This is a genomic window from Ralstonia sp. RRA (assembly GCF_037023145.1).
Lineage (GTDB): Bacteria > Pseudomonadota > Gammaproteobacteria > Burkholderiales > Burkholderiaceae > Ralstonia.
Genome location: NZ_CP146092.1, coordinates 425,468 through 441,048, shown reverse-complemented (window position 1 = coordinate 441,048; position 15,581 = coordinate 425,468). Strand labels below are relative to the sequence as shown.

Annotated in this window: 16 protein-coding genes; 8 read left to right on the top strand and 8 right to left on the bottom strand. The window is 61.5% G+C overall.

Annotated features, from left to right (window positions below; translation table 11 throughout):
* Positions 1 to 33: 33 nt before the first annotated feature.
* Positions 34 to 1,374 carry a hypothetical protein gene (locus V6657_RS20060; RefSeq protein ID WP_048934802.1) on the bottom strand — a complete coding sequence of 447 codons (1,341 nt, stop codon included), beginning with the start codon at positions 1,372 to 1,374 and terminating at the stop codon, positions 34 to 36.
* A gap of 293 nt (positions 1,375 to 1,667) precedes the next feature.
* Here V6657_RS20060 and V6657_RS20055 point away from each other — a divergent pair, with 293 nt between their 5' ends.
* The gene (locus V6657_RS20055; RefSeq protein ID WP_048934803.1) at positions 1,668 to 2,573 is read left to right on the top strand and encodes a LysR substrate-binding domain-containing protein; all 906 of its coding nucleotides are present in this window, start codon (positions 1,668 to 1,670) and stop codon (positions 2,571 to 2,573) included.
* Between the two features lie 9 nt (positions 2,574 to 2,582).
* On the opposite strand, the gene V6657_RS20050 is transcribed toward V6657_RS20055, so the two are convergent.
* Positions 2,583 to 3,098, bottom strand: coding sequence for an ATP-binding protein (locus V6657_RS20050; protein ID WP_048934804.1), 516 nt, complete (start codon positions 3,096 to 3,098; stop codon positions 2,583 to 2,585).
* Positions 3,099 to 3,755: 657 nt separating this feature from the next.
* Between V6657_RS20050 and V6657_RS20045 the strand changes: the two genes are divergently transcribed.
* The 4 genes from V6657_RS20045 (at position 3,756) to V6657_RS20030 (ending at position 5,407) form a co-directional block, all read left to right on the top strand.
* Positions 3,756 to 4,073 carry a hypothetical protein gene (locus V6657_RS20045; protein WP_048934806.1) on the top strand — a complete coding sequence of 106 codons (318 nt, stop codon included), beginning with the start codon at positions 3,756 to 3,758 and terminating at the stop codon, positions 4,071 to 4,073.
* A 99-nt stretch (positions 4,074 to 4,172) separates the two neighbouring features.
* A complete protein-coding gene (locus tag V6657_RS20040; RefSeq protein WP_048934807.1) occupies positions 4,173 to 4,694 on the top strand; it encodes a DUF6714 family protein in 522 nt (173 codons plus the stop codon).
* Between the two features lie 22 nt (positions 4,695 to 4,716).
* Positions 4,717 to 5,121: a hypothetical protein gene (locus V6657_RS20035; RefSeq protein WP_137884686.1), complete on the top strand. Its 405-nt coding sequence runs from the start codon at positions 4,717 to 4,719 to the stop codon at positions 5,119 to 5,121.
* Positions 5,122 to 5,251: 130 nt separating this feature from the next.
* A complete protein-coding gene (locus tag V6657_RS20030) occupies positions 5,252 to 5,407 on the top strand; it encodes a hypothetical protein (RefSeq protein ID WP_248694736.1) in 156 nt (51 codons plus the stop codon).
* A 50-nt stretch (positions 5,408 to 5,457) separates the two neighbouring features.
* Here V6657_RS20030 and V6657_RS20025 read toward each other — a convergent pair whose 3' ends face one another.
* The 4 genes from V6657_RS20025 to V6657_RS20010 all read right to left on the bottom strand — a co-directional run bounded on the left by V6657_RS20025 (position 5,458) and on the right by V6657_RS20010 (position 10,764).
* On the bottom strand, positions 5,458 to 8,400 hold the full coding sequence (locus V6657_RS20025; RefSeq protein ID WP_048934809.1) for an EAL domain-containing protein: 2,943 nt from the start codon (positions 8,398 to 8,400) through the stop codon (positions 5,458 to 5,460).
* Positions 8,397 to 9,686, bottom strand: coding sequence for an extracellular solute-binding protein (locus V6657_RS20020; RefSeq protein WP_048934810.1), 1,290 nt, complete (start codon positions 9,684 to 9,686; stop codon positions 8,397 to 8,399). The genes V6657_RS20025 and V6657_RS20020 overlap by 4 nt, the downstream gene beginning before the upstream one ends.
* A gap of 86 nt (positions 9,687 to 9,772) precedes the next feature.
* Positions 9,773 to 9,985 (bottom strand): hypothetical protein, encoded by a 213-nt coding sequence (locus V6657_RS20015; RefSeq protein WP_160315304.1) that lies wholly within the window; start codon positions 9,983 to 9,985, stop codon positions 9,773 to 9,775.
* A 173-nt stretch (positions 9,986 to 10,158) separates the two neighbouring features.
* Complete coding sequence (locus V6657_RS20010) at positions 10,159 to 10,764, bottom strand: J domain-containing protein (RefSeq protein ID WP_048934811.1); 606 nt, start codon at positions 10,762 to 10,764, stop codon at positions 10,159 to 10,161.
* Between the two features lie 235 nt (positions 10,765 to 10,999).
* Here V6657_RS20010 and V6657_RS20005 point away from each other — a divergent pair, with 235 nt between their 5' ends.
* On the top strand, positions 11,000 to 12,310 hold the full coding sequence (locus V6657_RS20005) for an MFS transporter (RefSeq protein WP_048934812.1): 1,311 nt from the start codon (positions 11,000 to 11,002) through the stop codon (positions 12,308 to 12,310).
* A gap of 68 nt (positions 12,311 to 12,378) precedes the next feature.
* Here V6657_RS20005 and V6657_RS20000 read toward each other — a convergent pair whose 3' ends face one another.
* Positions 12,379 to 12,756, bottom strand: a complete 378-nt coding sequence (locus tag V6657_RS20000; protein WP_048934813.1) for a cytochrome c oxidase subunit II — start codon at positions 12,754 to 12,756, stop codon at positions 12,379 to 12,381.
* Between the two features lies 1 nt (position 12,757).
* A complete protein-coding gene (locus tag V6657_RS19995; RefSeq protein WP_048934814.1) occupies positions 12,758 to 13,720 on the bottom strand; it encodes a metallophosphoesterase in 963 nt (320 codons plus the stop codon).
* 208 nt (positions 13,721 to 13,928) lie between these two features.
* Here V6657_RS19995 and V6657_RS19990 point away from each other — a divergent pair, with 208 nt between their 5' ends.
* Positions 13,929 to 14,570, top strand: a complete 642-nt coding sequence (locus V6657_RS19990; RefSeq protein ID WP_048934815.1) for an RNA polymerase sigma factor — start codon at positions 13,929 to 13,931, stop codon at positions 14,568 to 14,570.
* A complete protein-coding gene (locus V6657_RS19985) occupies positions 14,560 to 15,393 on the top strand; it encodes an anti-sigma factor (RefSeq protein ID WP_048934816.1) in 834 nt (277 codons plus the stop codon). Before V6657_RS19990 ends, V6657_RS19985 begins: the two co-directional genes overlap by 11 nt.
* The last annotated feature ends 188 nt before the right edge of the window (positions 15,394 to 15,581 follow it).

Genomic DNA, 15,581 nt, shown 5'->3' with positions numbered 1-15,581 from the left:
TGGGCGCGCGCAATCGGTCAACAGGCTCTAGATCTAGAACATGAACCAGGCGTAGAAGAACAGCGTGTTGTTGTCCCGGGCGCGTCTGAGCGTGCCGTCGTAGTTTTCGGAACTGCCCATGAACTTCGTGTAGCCGGTGTACTGGATGCCGAAACGGACATTCATCTGCGGGTCGAACGGTGCCTTGAACTTGGGCCAGTAGTTGAGCTCGATGATGTAACCGGTGGTATCCGGCGTGCCCGTTGTGGAGCCGAACCGCGCAAAGTCAGGATCGCCCGTGACCTTGAAGACGCCAGCCGTCACCCCATAGGTGTGGTTGTACAGGTAGGTCGCCTTTGCCCTGGCCGAGCGCAGCTTGGATGTCGGGTTGTCGTTGCTCCCGCCGGGAAAGCCGGTGCGCCATTTCGCTCGCTCATCGATATAGGTGGCCTGCGCGCTGATGATGTGCCGGTCATCCGGGCCGATGTACTGGAATTGCGCGTCGAATCCCAGATCGCGAAACTGGTCGGCTGGCGTTGCCGCTTCCGGTCTGACAACGTCGGCAATGGTGCCGAAATGCCCGACGGTCAGGCTCTGGTGCTCGTCACCGATGGTGTATGCGACGCGCCAATAGGGATTCATGCCGTTCAGCGTCACCCGCTGCGGATCGGGGGTTCCTGCGCGCAAGGGCGACAGCCATCCCTTTGCCGTCTGATAGGACGTTGCTTCCAGGTATAGCGAATCCAAGAGGTAGGTGTAGGCCCCAATGCCCGCAACGCGCGCGCCCGTTTCAAGAAACGTCGGTGTGCCGCGGCCCGGAGCAGCAACGCTCGGGGACCAATAGGGAAAACTCCACGCCGGCGCGGTGTTGTAGATGTCCTGCACGGTGGGATTGTTGTGTAGCGTCAGCCCGATGACGGTCGGTTTTTCTTCCGAGCCGAATTTTTTGACCAGGCGCACATCGGTATTGTCGAGCGCGCCATGTCCTACGAAATTGATGTTGTCCGTGGTGGTGACGTTGTTGTACGTCCACTGCACAAAGGCGCCCGCATTGTCGGTGAACTTTCCGCCGGAGAAGAGGCTGATGGCTTCCAGCACGAACTCCTTGTTCTTCGCATAGAGCGGCTGGCCGCTGGACTTGTCCGTGTCGTTGCTGATCGCGTTTCTTGAAGCGACGGTCATCAGCGCCAGCGGTATCTTTTCGCGCTCGCCCATCGTGTATCCGGTCAGCTTGAATTTGCGGCCGAAAGGCGTGAGCTCGGGATAGATGGTGTGGCACGACGCGCATTCCAGCCCTGTCTGGCGCGCGAAAAGCGGGTTGGCATGCCCGCTCGGCACGGCGAGAAGCAGCAGTGCAAAGAAGAGGAAAGGTGTACTCGCAATGGGCAACATCATGCCTCCCCTGGCGCAACGCGCGACCTAGCTGTCGATCCATGTTTGGAATGTTAGGTGGTCGATCGGCGGGCCATAAATGGGGTGGGTTCCTACTTCTGTTCTGGGGCGACGTACCACATCTGATTTGCATTACGCGTGTCGCCACGGCGCGCAAGAAGGTCGCCGTGCGTGCCAGTCAGACGGATCAATGGGATAGGATCGTTTCGGCACCGCAGTTTTTCCGGTTGTGTGCGCCGTCGCCACAACTTGCTGTGCGTTGTCACCGTAACGATTCGAAATTACCAGGCACCCACATGGCCATCGACGAAGACATCACCCTGAAGAAGCTGGAGGTCTTCCAGTCCTTCATGACGCTGGGCAACATGGCGCGCGTGTCCGAAGCGCTGGGGCAGAGCACGGTGAGCGTGCACCGCGCGCTGCATTCATTGGAAGAGGGATTGCGCTGCCCGCTGTTCAAGCGTGATGGGCGCAAGCTGATCCCGCTGTCCACCGCCTATGTCTTCGCCGAGCACGTCGAACGCATCCTCGCCGAATGCGAGGCCGGTGTGCGCCGCACGCGCGAGGCGGCGGGTTTCTCGTCGACGACGCTGAAGATCGGCGGCCTGTATTCGATGACGGTCGGCACGCTGCCGCGCATCTTTGCAGGCCTGAAGACACGCCGCTCCGCACTCGACATCGAACTCACGCTGGGTTCAAACCGCAGCCTGCTCGCCAAGCTGGAAGACGGCCAGCTCGACGCCATCGTGATCGCGCTGGGCGAGCCGCTGCGCAATCCCGATCTGCTGACCGTGCCGATGTTCGACGACGAGATCCTGTTTGCCGCGCCGCTCAACTCCCCGTACGCCGCGTCGGCGGAGATCGACTTACAGGCGGTACGCAGCGAGAAGTTTGTCGCGCTCGGCGATGATTTCGCCACGTACCACGATTTCATGGCCGCCTTCGACAAGGCTGGCTTTGCCCCGCAGATTGCGCTGCGCGTGGGCGACATCTTCTCGCTCATGAACCTGGTGAGCGGTGGCATCGGTTATGCGCTGCTGCCGCGCCGCGTGGCGGATTTCAGCCCCAAGGTGCAGTTGATTCCGCTGGCGGCGCGGTATGCGATCAGTCAGCACATCGTGCTGGTGATGCAGCGCAATCGGGAGCGGGATCCGAATCTGCTGGCGTTGTCGGCGGAGTGTCGGTTGTTGGGCACCAGATGATTCAAATGATCACGTGTGCCGCACCACGTGAAAGCCTTCTTCGGCCGTGGGCGCTACGAAGTAGCGCGTGATCTCTTCGAACTCCGCGTCGGTCGGTGCGAACGGGTGGGCACCGGCGGCATTGCGATCGTGCAGACGCTGCTTGCAGACCGCATCGGGCACGTCCAGGTAATGCAGCTGGTGCGCGACACCGGCGCGCTCGAAGACTTCGCGCATCCACGCGCGGCTGGTGGGTGTGTTGGCGGGGAAATCCAGCACAACGGAGAGGCCTGCGCCAAGCAGCGCACAAAGGTGGTCAGTCAACGCACCACGCAAGCGGCGCGCGCTGCGTGCGTAGTCGGCCACGTTCGTGATCTCGTCTGGATACAGATGTGCGAGCCAGGTGTCCTCACTCAGCAACACGGTTGCCGGCGCATCCGCCAGCCGTTGCGTCAACGTTGATTTTCCGGCGCCGATCTTGCCGCACACCAGATGCAGCGTGGCCTGGGTGGGTGCGGCGGTGGGCGTTTGCGATTGCAGCGTCATGACAAGCTCCTGAGAGGGGAGGGTTCAGGAGGCGGGCACAAAAAACCCGCCTCGGAGGCGGGTTCGTTTGCTACCGGCTGACGCGCGCTAACCCACCATTCCAGGAATGGTGCGAATAATCGACGCGAGGCGGGTGGTGTGGCGAGGCATGGTAGGGAGCTTGGTGGATTGGGTTGGTGTTGTCAACGCTGGAGAGTTGGAATCAAGCGGACCCGCTGACCCTGGCGCAAGGGCTGGCCAAACTGGAATCGCTTGCTTCACGCATGACCAAGGCTCAGAAAAAGAAACGTGCTCCGGCCATCGAGAAGGCGCGCACGTTTATGCTGAGAGCAGCCCGTGGGCCCGTTGAGTCGAAGCTTCCGAAATGACGAAGTGGAAGACAATAACGGGAGTGAGCGCGTGGATATTGAGGTAAAGAAGGGACTTGCATTCGTACCATGACAAGGACTGCTATGACGACTTTTGAAATATGGGCCTCACCCCCGTCTTACCGACGAGATCCGATCTTGGTTGAGAAAGGGGCCAAGGAGAAGCAAGCGCATATCTTCGAAGAGGATTCGGTCTTGATGAAAACGTTCGAGGCCGACAGTTGGGAGGAGGTCAACCAGGTTTTCTATGACTACTTGGGCTACGGCAAGTACCACCCAATGGAGTAGGTTGGACAAGGGACTGCTGATGATTGATGACGCGATCGCAGAGAATTGCGTTTCGGAAATTGCAAAACTCTCTCCTTTCGGAAAAGAGGTCATCTCCTATGAAATACAGGACGACTTCCAATTTGTTCTTCTTTCTGTAGTGACAGATGGGGTGAGTGATGTGTCGCCTCTGGACAGAAAGAGAATTGCAGCCCTGGTGGACGGTATCGTCCCGAAGAGGAATGGGGAGTATTCCTGGATGGTGAGTTTCACTTTGGAGGGACAGATCTTTGACAGCTATTTTGGTGGCGATTTGATGTCGCCTGATTCCGGCTTGTAAGGCTGGAGCCTGCGCTCCGCGCGTTCTGTGCTACGGTGCTATGAATTTCCTGTCAAATAGGTTTTCGGGGCCGGTGCCTGTCACCGTAGGCGCAGAAACATGGAAGAAGCCAAACTGGAAGACGCAATCCTCAGCGCATTCTCTGACGTCGAGGTGCCTCCGGACTGGGCGCTGGTGTGCAGTCGTGAAGGCTCCGAGCCCGCTGATATCGAAGCAATATTTCGTGGGGTAAAAAATTGGAGAGACCTGCACGTATTCAAAATGGATCAGGACGCAGTCTTGTCCTTTCTTTCTGACGAGGCTTTCAGGTACTACCTACAGGCTTTCATGCTGTACGACATCAGAGGGGAGATTCACTACAACGATGTTGTGTTCCACTTGGTCCACGGTCTTGCGGATCAGGGTGCAGCGGAAAGGATCAATCCTCGTAGGTACGGGGATCGGACAGCTTGGGATAGTGCTGTGTATCGGCATTCCGTATTTTCGAAAGCGCAAGCAGGTGCAATTGTTGAGTACCTGAAGTTCAAGCTCGAAGCTGAGGGGCCGGACGGCTTCGATACGCCCTCAATTCAGCAGGCGCTGGCCAACTACTGGCTCGGGCGAGCGGGGTTGCCCTCATGACTTCGTGCATTGTCGCTACGCCATGAATTTTCTTCCTCTAGCGGCACTCGCAATTGCACTCAGTGGAGCGTTGGCATTGCTCGATCGGAGTCGTCGCAATGGGAGTCGTGCTGCCCTTGCCGATCGCGAAGCGCTCAGCGATGTCCAGATCTATAGGCAGTTCTACGCCACAAACGATCTTGACGAAGCGGAGGTCTGCACGCTCTGGAATGAGATCGCCGGCACGTTGCAAGTGCCCGCGAACAAGTTGAGGCCAAGCGATCGGTTCTGGACCGATATCGGCGTCTGGTTCATTACGAGCGAAGAACTGGATGCTCTCGGCGATCTGGCAGCCAGACACGCAACGCAGCGTGGTGTGAAGATCGATATCGCTTCCTTTGCCACCGTCGACGATTACATCAAGGCATTCGCAGCAAGGCATACATAGAGACTGCGGAACGCGCATCGCGCCCCCATCTGTCCCCACACTGTACCAATCTGGCGCGCTGCGCGCGCAGCGGTTTCTGCGGATTACGCAGCGCTCGTTGCACCGGCATCGCAGGGTCCAGCCCGCGCTCTTGCGTGAAACACTGGACTACGTGCTGGGCGCACGCCCGTTGGAATATCGCGCGGGCTTTCTCGATGCCATTGGCGCGTATGTGCTGCTCGCGCTGGAGGGGTGCCAGTTGAACCCAGAGACATGGGACGCACTGGAAGCAATTGAGCGTCGATAGCCGCAACCGCAAATGAAAACGCCCTGAGCGGGTCAGGGCGTCTCAGTCTTTCATGCCTCAGTTTCAGCAGCGCGCTTTGCGGACTGTGGCCACACCCGCTGTTCGAACGCGTGCGGCAGAACCGGTGTTGAATAGAAAAAGCCCTGCGCAAAATCACAATCGACGGCCTTGAGAAAATCTCGTTGCTCGGCGGTCTCCACACCTTCGGCAATGACTTTGAGCCCCAGTTTGTGCGCGAGGACGACCATTGCCTCGCACAGCGCCTGGTTGTCTTCGTCAAAGCTCAGGTTGTGGACGAATGAACGATCGATCTTCAGGTAGTCAATATCGAAGCGCTTGAGATAAGCGAGCGATGAATAGCCGGTCCCGAAGTCGTCGATCGAGATCCCGATGCCCGCGCTGCGCAAGGTCAGCAGTGTCTCGTCCGTCCGCGATTCGGCCTGCAATAGCAGCCCTTCCGTGATTTCCACCATCACGCTCTGCGCCGGCAAGCCTTCGCGCGCGAGGAAGTCAGACCATCGCGCGCACAGTTGGGCATCCTGGCGCATCTGCACCGGCGACATGTTGACGCTGATCTGGAACGACGGATGGAATTGATCGCGCCATTGCCGCACCTGTTGCACTGCTTGCTTGAACACCCAGTCGCCAATGGGAACGATGAGGCCCGTGTCTTCCGCCACGGAAACGAAATCGTGCGGGCTGATCGTGCCGCGCTCGGGGTGTAGCCAGCGGATCAGCGCCTCGGCTTTGCAAACCTCGCCGGTGGCGAGGTCGACGATGGGCTGGTAGTAGACCTGAAACTGGTCACTGGGCAGCGCGGCGCGCAAATCGCTGGTAAGCCGCAGGCGCTTTTCGGCCTCCACCTGCATATCGGGCTTGAAGTAACTGAAGCGATTGCGCCCGGCGTTCTTGGCCGCATACATGGCTTGATCGGCGTTCTTGAACAGCACATCAAGATCGTGGGCGTCGTCGGGGTAAAACGTCACGCCAACGCTGGCAGAAATGAAGGCTTCTTCCGTGCCCAGCGTGAATGGCTCGGCCAACTTGCCGATGATGGTCCTGGCGATCCGTTCAACGCTCTCCGTGTCATCCAGATTGGGCAGGATGACGGTGAACTCATCGCCGCCAAGACGGGCGACCGTATCCGATTGGCGCACGCACGAACCGATGCGCTTGCCGGCCTCGATCAGCAACGTATCTCCCCGGTCGTGCCCGAGCGAGTCGTTGACCTCCTTGAAACGGTCGAGATCGATCAGCATCAACGCCATGCGCTGCCCGACGTGGCCTGGCTGCCTGGCTTCCTGAGCGAGTCGTTCATGGAACATCTGACGATTCGGCAGGCCGGTCAGCGCATCGAAGTTGGCCTGCTTCCAGATGGTGGCCTCAAACGCCATCCGGTCGGAGAGATCACGACCGATCGCCAACACGGAATGCACATGGCCTGCGCGGTCGGTCTCCGGCGTGAGGCGGATGTGCGAGCATTGTTCCCGCCCATCCTTGCCGACCCATTTCAGTTCGAGTTGCGCACTGGTTCCGCTTGCAATGACGTCGCTGATGAGTTTTTCGTAAACGCGCGCGTTGGCGCCTCCAGGCAGCTCCGACGGCCGCTTGCCGAGCGCTTCTGTCAGGCTGCAGCCCGCCGCGGCACAGAACGCAGGATTGGCGTAAATGCGGCGGGAATCGCGGTCATAGCGCGCAATCGTATCGGGCGAGTTCTCGATCAGCGTGCGCGACTCCCGCTCCCGCGTGACGAGCTCTGCCGTCCGTTCGACAACGGTTTGCTCGAGCGAGGCATTGATCTCGTTGATCTTCTGGATCTTCTGCTTGATCGCTTCGCGCATTCTCTCGAAGCGCTGCGCGAGCCTGCTCAGTTCGTCCTTGGCGCGGGCCCCGGTTTCCACGTGCTTTCCTTCGTCTACCTCGGCGCCGGCATCGTCGCCGGTATCGTGCACCTTGCGCACCAGCTCCCTGAGCGGTGCAGAAATGCTGTGCGAGATGAAGTAAGCAAGGAAGATCGACAGCAAAACCCCCGAGATGCCGACCAGCGCGATCTGGTTTCGCACCGCTTGTGCCTCGGCCGTCAGTTTTTTCTCCGCAATGGTGCTCACCACGAACCAGGTCGTGCCGGGGATTTTGGCGTACGCAGCCAAATAACGTCCTCCGCGCTTTCCCTCGACCGCAACGAAGCTTCGGGCCTCGCCCGATGTCGCGTTGCGCGCGATGTTTTCGAGCAAGCCGGGTTCGGGTAGTGCGCCGGCGTCATTCGATGCGTCGGCGGGCCGGATGATGACCTCGTTACTCGCATCGAGAATGTAGATTTGCGTACCGCTGCCTGTGGCGACGTCGTTGAAGATGGTCGAGAAGTATGCCGGGCGGACGATCAGCACCAGATTGCCGAGCTGCTGGTTGCTGTTCTTGTCGATGATGGCGCGCACCACCCCGAGGTTTTGCTGTCCGACACCGTTGTCGTAGCTGCCCCAGTACGTGTGCTCATGCGCATCCTGAGCGCGCGAGACGAGGCGTGTCACACCCTGGGTCAATTGCGTGGCGGCCTGTGTGTCCAGAATCCGGTTGTTTTTGTCGAGCAGATACTTCTGGTTGATGAAATCCACCGATCCGTAATGCTCGAGGAGCAGCCGCGCCATGTCCTGGCGTGCCTCGCTTTGTTCCTTGCCGTGGCCGCTCGCAGCCCTGGCAAGCGCGCCTTGAACCCGATTGGAGAGCACCAGCAAGTTGCTTTCCGTCTCGATCTGCCGCATGCGCAACTCGATGTTTCTCGAGACTTGCTTGACCACCTCCTTCGAGAATATCTCTGCGTTCTCCTTGATCGCCGCGATCGAGTTCACGTACGAAATGCAGGCCGAAATGAAGATCGGCAGCAGAGACAGCAGGATGAACGCGGCAACCAATCGGTGGCGAATCTCAACGCGGCGAAGCAGGTCCTGTGAGAGATAGTCGAAAGCGCGCTGCAGTAACCGTGGGATCGAGTTCATTTGTAGTGCATCTTCGCTTCATTCTTGACCGATTCGTCGAGTCGCTTCGCCGCTTGCCTGGGCGACATCTTCTTGAGCAACACGTCCTGCATCAACCCGTGCAGTGACTCGAGTGTGTTTGACGGCAGCGTCGAATAGTACGGGCTGGCAGTGATCAAATGGCGGCTGACCGAGTTCGTATAGTCGACGATTTCCGGGTCACTGACGGTCGTTTCCGCGTCTTGCTGGAATGGAGAGATGTTGTGGCGCTTTCTCTGCAGAATCGGGAAGCCTTTGCCGGCGATGAATTCCAGAAAGCGCATGGCAGCCGCCTTGTTGGGCGTCTCGCATACGGCAAAGCCGGTCTCGCTGCCGAGCACGGGCACCACCTGCTCGCCGCGCTTGTTCCATGGCGGGATGAACACGCCGACCGCAAAGGGATTGCCATGCAGCAGCAGGCCCGCCGCCCAGCTGCCCTGGAAAGCCATCGCTACCTTGCCTTCCTTGAAAAGACGCATGCCGTCGTCGTAGCCGGTTGCCATGAACGACGCCTGCACGTAGCCGCGCTCCGGCAGCAGCGCCGTCCTGGCGAAGATATCGGCGACCTCGGGGGTGTCGAGATCCAGCGTGCCCTCGGCCATCTTGCTTTTCCAGTTCGGCTCGCGCGCGACCACGTTGTTGGCGAAGCCCGAGGCAAACGGTCCGTTTCCGAGCATGTTTGGGAATGCGCCGTTCAACATCATGGGCGTGAATCCCGCGCGTTTGAGCTGCGCGCACACGCGCAGGAACTCGTCGAAATTCGTTGGCAGCTTGTCGACACCCGCTTTTTCGAACATCTCGCGGTTGTAGTAGATCATCGTCGTTGCGACACCGCCCGAGATGCCGAACCCTTTGCCGCTGCGGCTGGTCCAGTCCCGCTTGAGCGGGGCGAGCATGTTCGTCCAGGCCGATGTCTGGCTGACATCGGCAAGGACACGCTGATCGGCCAGTTCGGCCGAATAGGCATTGGGATTGACGCTCAACAGATCGGGCAGCGTGCCGGCAGCGACGCGGGGTTTGATGTTCTCTTCGACCGAATTGCCGATCATGAATTGAACGTCCAGCTGCACATCGGGATTGAGCTTGCTGAACTCGGCAGCAATCTGAAGCATCTGCTCGGGCCAGTCCGGTGCCCAGATCAATGCCGTAATGCTGGTCCGGTGTGGCGGGGGCAAACTGGTGATGGGGGCGTCTTGCTGGTGGCAACCGCACAGAACCAGCAAACCGATCAGGCTGGATAGCAGCCGGGCAAAGTGATTTTGTCGCACATCACGCTCGCTTTCGGGTTCGGTATAGGCCGGTCGGGCTCGCGCGGCAGGGGAGACTTCTCGCGGCCACCCGTCGATCGGAGCGCTCAATATTGCTGGCCACCGATTGCCTGCAGATGACGGCGCGCACCAGCAGCGCCCGCCACGCTGACCGGGTCGGGAAGCCCATGCGACAGCCAGAATGCGGATAGTTGGGCATGACGACGAATAAGCTGATTGACCGCAACAGACGCAATCAGCTCATCGGCAGCCAACATGAATCCTTTAATGGTCGCGAGGCGCGGGTGCTTGTTTCTCATGCGGCCCAAGGGCCCAAATGAACCTGGCACCGCGGCAAACGGCAATCCGCAATCGTTTGGCCCATGACAAAGGCGTTGCCGGGCACCATCAGCACGGCCTTGGTGATCTTGCTCGCAGGGCGAGACGGACTCGCATCCAATCATCCGCAGTTGGCGGGCAGGGCAATCGGCACCTACGGGCGCAAGCCAAACAACCCCTGCCAGAACGATTCAAAAGTGCTGGGGTGCCGCGAGTGCGTCGTCGGCGCATCAGCCTTTGACCCCAGTGCTTCGTCAGGCGTCGGGGCTGCCTCGCTGTCAGGCACATCTGCAGCAGCCACACTCGCCCGCCGCGCTTCTTGCATCGCCCACACGCTATCCGCAATGCGCGCCGCCAGCTCCGCCTCGCAGTCCCGCCCGAGCAGCACGCCGAAGAGGACGTCCCGACTGTGGCCGTCGTCAGCAAAGCGCATCGCAATGGCGACCATCTTCTCGTAGTGTTCCTGCGCAATGCGTTCACGCTCGCGTTGCGCGGCGCGCTCCTCGGCTTCCTGCGCCTCGTGCTCGGCCTGCCAGCGCTGCATCTCCTGGGCGAAGACTTCGTCGTAGACCCGGCGCTGCTCGGCATCGGAGAGGATGGCGTAGGCCTCGCGGATTTCCTGGAACGCCGCGTAGGCCTCTGCCTCACGGCCAAGGTTGCGGTCGGGGTGCCACTTCATCGTGGCACGGCGATAGGCGCGCTTGATTTCGTCCAGGGTCGCGTCCGGCTGCACGCCGAGGGTCGCGTAGATGGTCGTCATGGCGGAAGGGGCGGCTGCCAGGGGTAAGGTGATCCTAGCATGCGGTTGTTGACCTCTTATGGCCGATTCCCGGTCGGGTGGCCTCGTCTCTTCGAATGAGTTGCGTTGCCCCTGGCGCTCGCACGGCGCATGCTGCTATGGAGTCGTCACCCACAGGGTGCGTGCCGTGGCAACGAAATCATCTAGCCTGTCAAAAGCGGTCGCCCATTGCCGGCACGCTCTACGACTTGCGCGCTTGCCCACGGGGTGGGGGCACGAAGGTGCCAAGGGCAGTGACCAGACCCTGCTGTACTTCGGCTGCCTGACGCTGTTCATCGCGCTGGCTTCGCCGGCCGGTTATCTGGTGGATATCCAGACGTCGTATCTGCTCAAGAACCAGTTGCATGCCACGGCGACGCAGATCTCGATGTTCCGGCTGGTGACAGGCATCCCGGTGTACCTGGCGTTCGCGTTCGGTCTTGTGCGCGACCAATGGAACCCGCTGGGATTGCGGGATCGCGGCTTCTTCCTGATGTTCGCGCCAGTCACCGCGCTGGCACTCGTCGGGATGGCGTTGTCGGGTCTCTCCTACCCGGCACTGCTTGTCGGGATGTTGCTGGCGATGCTGTCGTCCCGGTTTGTCGCGGCGGCCTACCAGGGGTTGATTGCGCTGGTGGGCCAGGAGCAACGCATGTCTGGGCGCCTGAGCGTGCTGTTGAATTGCGTTGGCACGCTACCGGTTGTTGCGAGCGCGTTCGCCTCGGGGTACATCTCCGATCATCTTGCTCCGAAGCAGGCCTTCTTCCTGGCGGCGGCGCTCATGTTGGTGGTAGCCATGCTGGGGCGATGGACGCCCGCTTCCGTTTTCGGTCACACCTATGCAAGGCCGCAGGCCAAAGCGGCGGATTTCGTTGGGAATGTCAGGCGGCTGGTGAGGCATCGGGCGGTCTATCCAGCGGTGCTGATCTGCTTCCTGTGGAACTTCGCACCGGGCGCGGCCACGCCGCTGCAGTTTTATCTGACCAACGCGCTGCATGCATCGGATTCCGTGTACTCGTACTACAACGGCATCTTCGCCGCCGCGTTCATCCCGACCTTCTTGCTGTATGGCGTGCTGTGCAAGCGTGTGGCGCTGAACAAGCTGCTGTGGTGGGGAACGATCATCGCCGTGCCGCAGATGGTTCCGCTGGCATTCATTCACTCGGCCGATCTCGCGCTGGTGCTGGCGGCACCGATCGGGCTGATGGGTGGTGTCGCCACGGCAGCGTACTTTGATCTCGCCATGCGGTCCTGTCCGCCAGGACTGCAAGGCACGCTGATGATGCTGGTGGATGGTGTGCTCGCACTCTCTGCACGTGCAGGTGATTTGCTTGGCTCACGCATCTACAGCAGCAGTCCAACGTACGGATTCACGTACTGCGTGATTGCCACAACTGTGGTGTATGCGCTGATCCTGCCCCTGATCATGCTGGTGCCGAAGGGGTTGATTGCTACCAGGGATGGTGAACCCACTCCGGAAGTCGAGGCCGAGGTGGTGGGCGAGGTTCTGGACACTGAGTCGACGTAGGCGCCGAGACACCTAAGAAAACGCCCCGACATCTCGGGGCGTTTTCTTTGGTACGAGTTACGCTTGCCTTATGTCACCGTCAACGTCCCATTCATCGTCTCATGCCCCGAGCCGCAGAAGATGTCGCACAGGAAATCAAACGTGCCGGTCTTGTCGGGCGTGAGCGCCAGGCGCACCGTCTGCCCCGGCACCACATCCGCCCGCACGTTGAAATCCGGAATCGCAAAGCCCATCAGGATGTCCTGCCCGGTCAACTCGAACACCACGGGTACGCCGCGCTTGAGCGTGATCTTGTCGGGCGTGAAGGTGAACTTGCGCGCATGCACGCGGATCACCTGCGGGCCTTCGCCATGCGCAACGCAGGCGAGTGCGGCACCAGCGGCGAGTACGGTGAACTGACGCAGCGCCAGGCGCCGCTTGGGGTTGTGTGCAAGGGTGGGGCGCATGTCAGGTGGTCTCCGGGGTCTTGGCGGTGGCGTTGGTCTCGCTGCTGGCCTGGATCGGTTGTTCCGCCAGCGCCCAGGTGGCAGCATCCTGCTTGCCGTGTTCGGTGATGCTGCGCCAGCCCAGGCCGCGATACGGCGCGGCGGTATCCCATGGGATCGGGTTGCGTTTGGCTTGCGAGCCCGGCGCCGGTGGTGCAGGCAGCGGGAACATCAGCGAACGCGCAGAGTGGTGCGCGATGTGCCCGGTCATGTGGTGGTGTTCCTGGTGGATGTGGCCGTAGAAGACGGTCACGTTCGGGTGCGGCATGAGCAGGTCGATCACCTGCTGACCGTCGCGCGTGGCCCAGTCCCACTGCGGGTACAGATCAAACAGCGGGCGGTGCGTGAACACCACGACGGGCGTGTGCTCTGGCACCGAGCGGATGTCTGCCGCCAGCCAGGCAAGCTGTGCCTCGCCCACGCGTGCGGATGGGTCCGACACGTTGTCGATGGCGATGAAGTGCACGCCCTTGTGGTCGAACGAGTAATGCGTGCGGCCGAACAGTTCGATGTAGGCGGCGCCGTTGTCGAGCGAGGCATCGTGCTCACCTGGCATGTAATGCACCACCGGTACCGTGAGCTTGGCAGCAATATCGCGGAACTCTGTCAGCCGCCTACGGCGCTCGTCAGGGTCGTCGCTGATGTGGGTGAGGTCACCTGTAAAGACAACGAAATCAGGGGCGGGCGACAGCGCGTTCACGGCGGCAATCGCCTTGGGCAGCGTGCCGCGCGCGTCGGGGTTGGGTGCGCCCTTGAAGCCCCAGTGGCAGTCCGATAGCTGCACGAAATAGAAGTCTTCTTGCTTGCCGCCTACTGCGCGCGTGGTGGCGGCCATCGCCTGCCAGCCGGGCAGGCCGGAGGCATACACCAGACCGCCGACCGCGGCCAGTTGCAGAAACTGGCGTCGTCCGGGTTGTTTGCTCATGGGGTGTCCCCTGCGTTGGGTTGCTGATTCGGTCGTTGATCCAGCGCAATGGAGAAAAATGAAGAGAGATGGCGCGCCGGTCCTGCCTGTCATACCGGTCGGCGTGGGCGCGTATTCCACAAAACGCGCGTTTTCAACGAAATTTCTTTCGGCGGGAATAAACTGGATTGCACCCCGGTATACGCACGTCAACCGCTATCAGGCCGCCATGTCCGACCTGTCAGACCCCACGCTCGATCTGCCCACCGACGCCCAGCGTTTTGCCCAGGCGGTGCTGCCGCATGTCGATGCGGCCTACAACCTGGCGCGCTGGCTCTCGGGCGATGCGCAGGACGCCGACGACCTCGTCCAGGAAGCCTGCCTGCGCGCGTTCCGTTTGTTTAGTGGATTCCGGGGCGGCGATGGTCGCCCCTGGCTGCTGGCGATCGTGCGCAACACGTGGTTCTCGGAATGCGCGCGCCGCAAGCAGGCGCCCGCCCAACCGTGGAATGACGAAGCCGCCGCGAGTCAGGCCCAGGCCGATGACGACGGTGCCAGCTACGGTGTGGACCCGGCCGCGCTGCTGGCCCGTATCGATGATGTGCGCCGGGTGCATGCCGCGCTGGCGCAACTGCCGGTGCCGTATCGCGAGGTGCTCGTGTTGCGCGAGCTGGAAGACCTGCCGTATCGCGACATTGCCGCCGTGGTCGACGCACCTATCGGCACGGTCATGTCGCGGCTGGCGCGTGCGCGGCAGCAGCTCGCGCGCCTGTTGACCGAAGACACCGCGCCGCCGCGCACCAATGTCACGCCGATCCGTGCATCGGGCGGCACGGGAACCAGTACCAAGGAGGCCCGCCATGAACTGTGACGACATCCGCGCTTTGCTGGCCGCGCGCGCCGATGGCGAACTCGGTGCGGCCGACAGCTTGCGCATGGAAACGCATCTGGGTACCTGCACGGCCTGCACGGGCGCTGCCACGCGCCACGATGCCGTGGTGCGTGCGTTGCGCCAGGGGCTGCGTGCGCCCGCGCTGTACATGAAGGCGCCCGCGGGTTTGAGCGAGCGCGTGCTGCACGCTGTGCAGGTTGAAGCGCAGGCCAAAACGGGTACACGGCATGAAGCGCCGGCCGCGCCTGCCCGTGGGCCGCGACGGGCAGGGTCCGCCTGGCAGCGCCTGGCCGGATGGCTCATCACGCCAACGCGGGGCTTGGGCCTGGCGGCGGGCGCGCTGGCGGCCGTAGCGCTGGGCGTGGGTGTGCTGGTCGGCCGGCCCGATACGGTGGCACTGACCGCGCACGACATCACCGCCAGCCATGTGCGGGCGCTGCTGGGCGCACGTGAGACCGATGTGCTGTCGTCGGACCGCCACACCGTCAAGCCCTGGTTCAACGGCCGGATCGACTACGCGCCGCCGGTCGCGGACCTCGCCACGCGCGGCTTCCCGCTCATCGGCGGGCGGCTGGATTACATCGACGGCCGCCCGGTGGCAGTGCTGGTGTATCGGTCTGCGCAGCACCCGGTCGATCTGTACGTGCGCCCGGAGGCCGGCGGCGACGCCGAGCCCGCCCTGCGCACGGAACGCGGTTATCAGTTGATGTACTGGCGCAGCGCCGGCATGGGCTACTGGGCCATCACCGATGCCTCGGCCAACGTAGTGCAAGCGTTTGCGCGTGCCGTGCGCGGTGGTTGAAACCGGCGTTTCTTTCGCGCGTTTGCCCCGGCGCCACGCGCGCCGATGGTGTGCGCTTTCGCCGCACCTTGCCCAATGACTGCAAGGTTGCCTACGGCTGTCTTGGCAAGGACTTACCCGCATTTGCGCCCAATTGCAAAGGTTTCGGTTCCGGTGGCCGATACGTTCCTTTACCATTCAACACAGTT

Coding starts and splice junctions, on each gene's coding strand:
- V6657_RS20060 (WP_048934802.1), bottom strand. CDS start 1,374: ATGATGTTGCCCATTGCGAGTACACCTTTCCTCTTCTTTGCACTGCTG.
- V6657_RS20055 (WP_048934803.1), top strand. CDS start 1,668: ATGGCCATCGACGAAGACATCACCCTGAAGAAGCTGGAGGTCTTCCAG.
- V6657_RS20050 (WP_048934804.1), bottom strand. CDS start 3,098: ATGACGCTGCAATCGCAAACGCCCACCGCCGCACCCACCCAGGCCACG.
- V6657_RS20040 (WP_048934807.1), top strand. CDS start 4,173: ATGGAAGAAGCCAAACTGGAAGACGCAATCCTCAGCGCATTCTCTGAC.
- V6657_RS20035 (WP_137884686.1), top strand. CDS start 4,717: ATGAATTTTCTTCCTCTAGCGGCACTCGCAATTGCACTCAGTGGAGCG.
- V6657_RS20025 (WP_048934809.1), bottom strand. CDS start 8,400: ATGAACTCGATCCCACGGTTACTGCAGCGCGCTTTCGACTATCTCTCA.
- V6657_RS20015 (WP_160315304.1), bottom strand. CDS start 9,985: ATGAGAAACAAGCACCCGCGCCTCGCGACCATTAAAGGATTCATGTTG.
- V6657_RS20010 (WP_048934811.1), bottom strand. CDS start 10,764: ATGACGACCATCTACGCGACCCTCGGCGTGCAGCCGGACGCGACCCTG.
- V6657_RS20000 (WP_048934813.1), bottom strand. CDS start 12,756: ATGCGCCCCACCCTTGCACACAACCCCAAGCGGCGCCTGGCGCTGCGT.
- V6657_RS19995 (WP_048934814.1), bottom strand. CDS start 13,720: ATGAGCAAACAACCCGGACGACGCCAGTTTCTGCAACTGGCCGCGGTC.
- V6657_RS19990 (WP_048934815.1), top strand. CDS start 13,929: ATGTCCGACCTGTCAGACCCCACGCTCGATCTGCCCACCGACGCCCAG.
- V6657_RS19985 (WP_048934816.1), top strand. CDS start 14,560: ATGAACTGTGACGACATCCGCGCTTTGCTGGCCGCGCGCGCCGATGGC.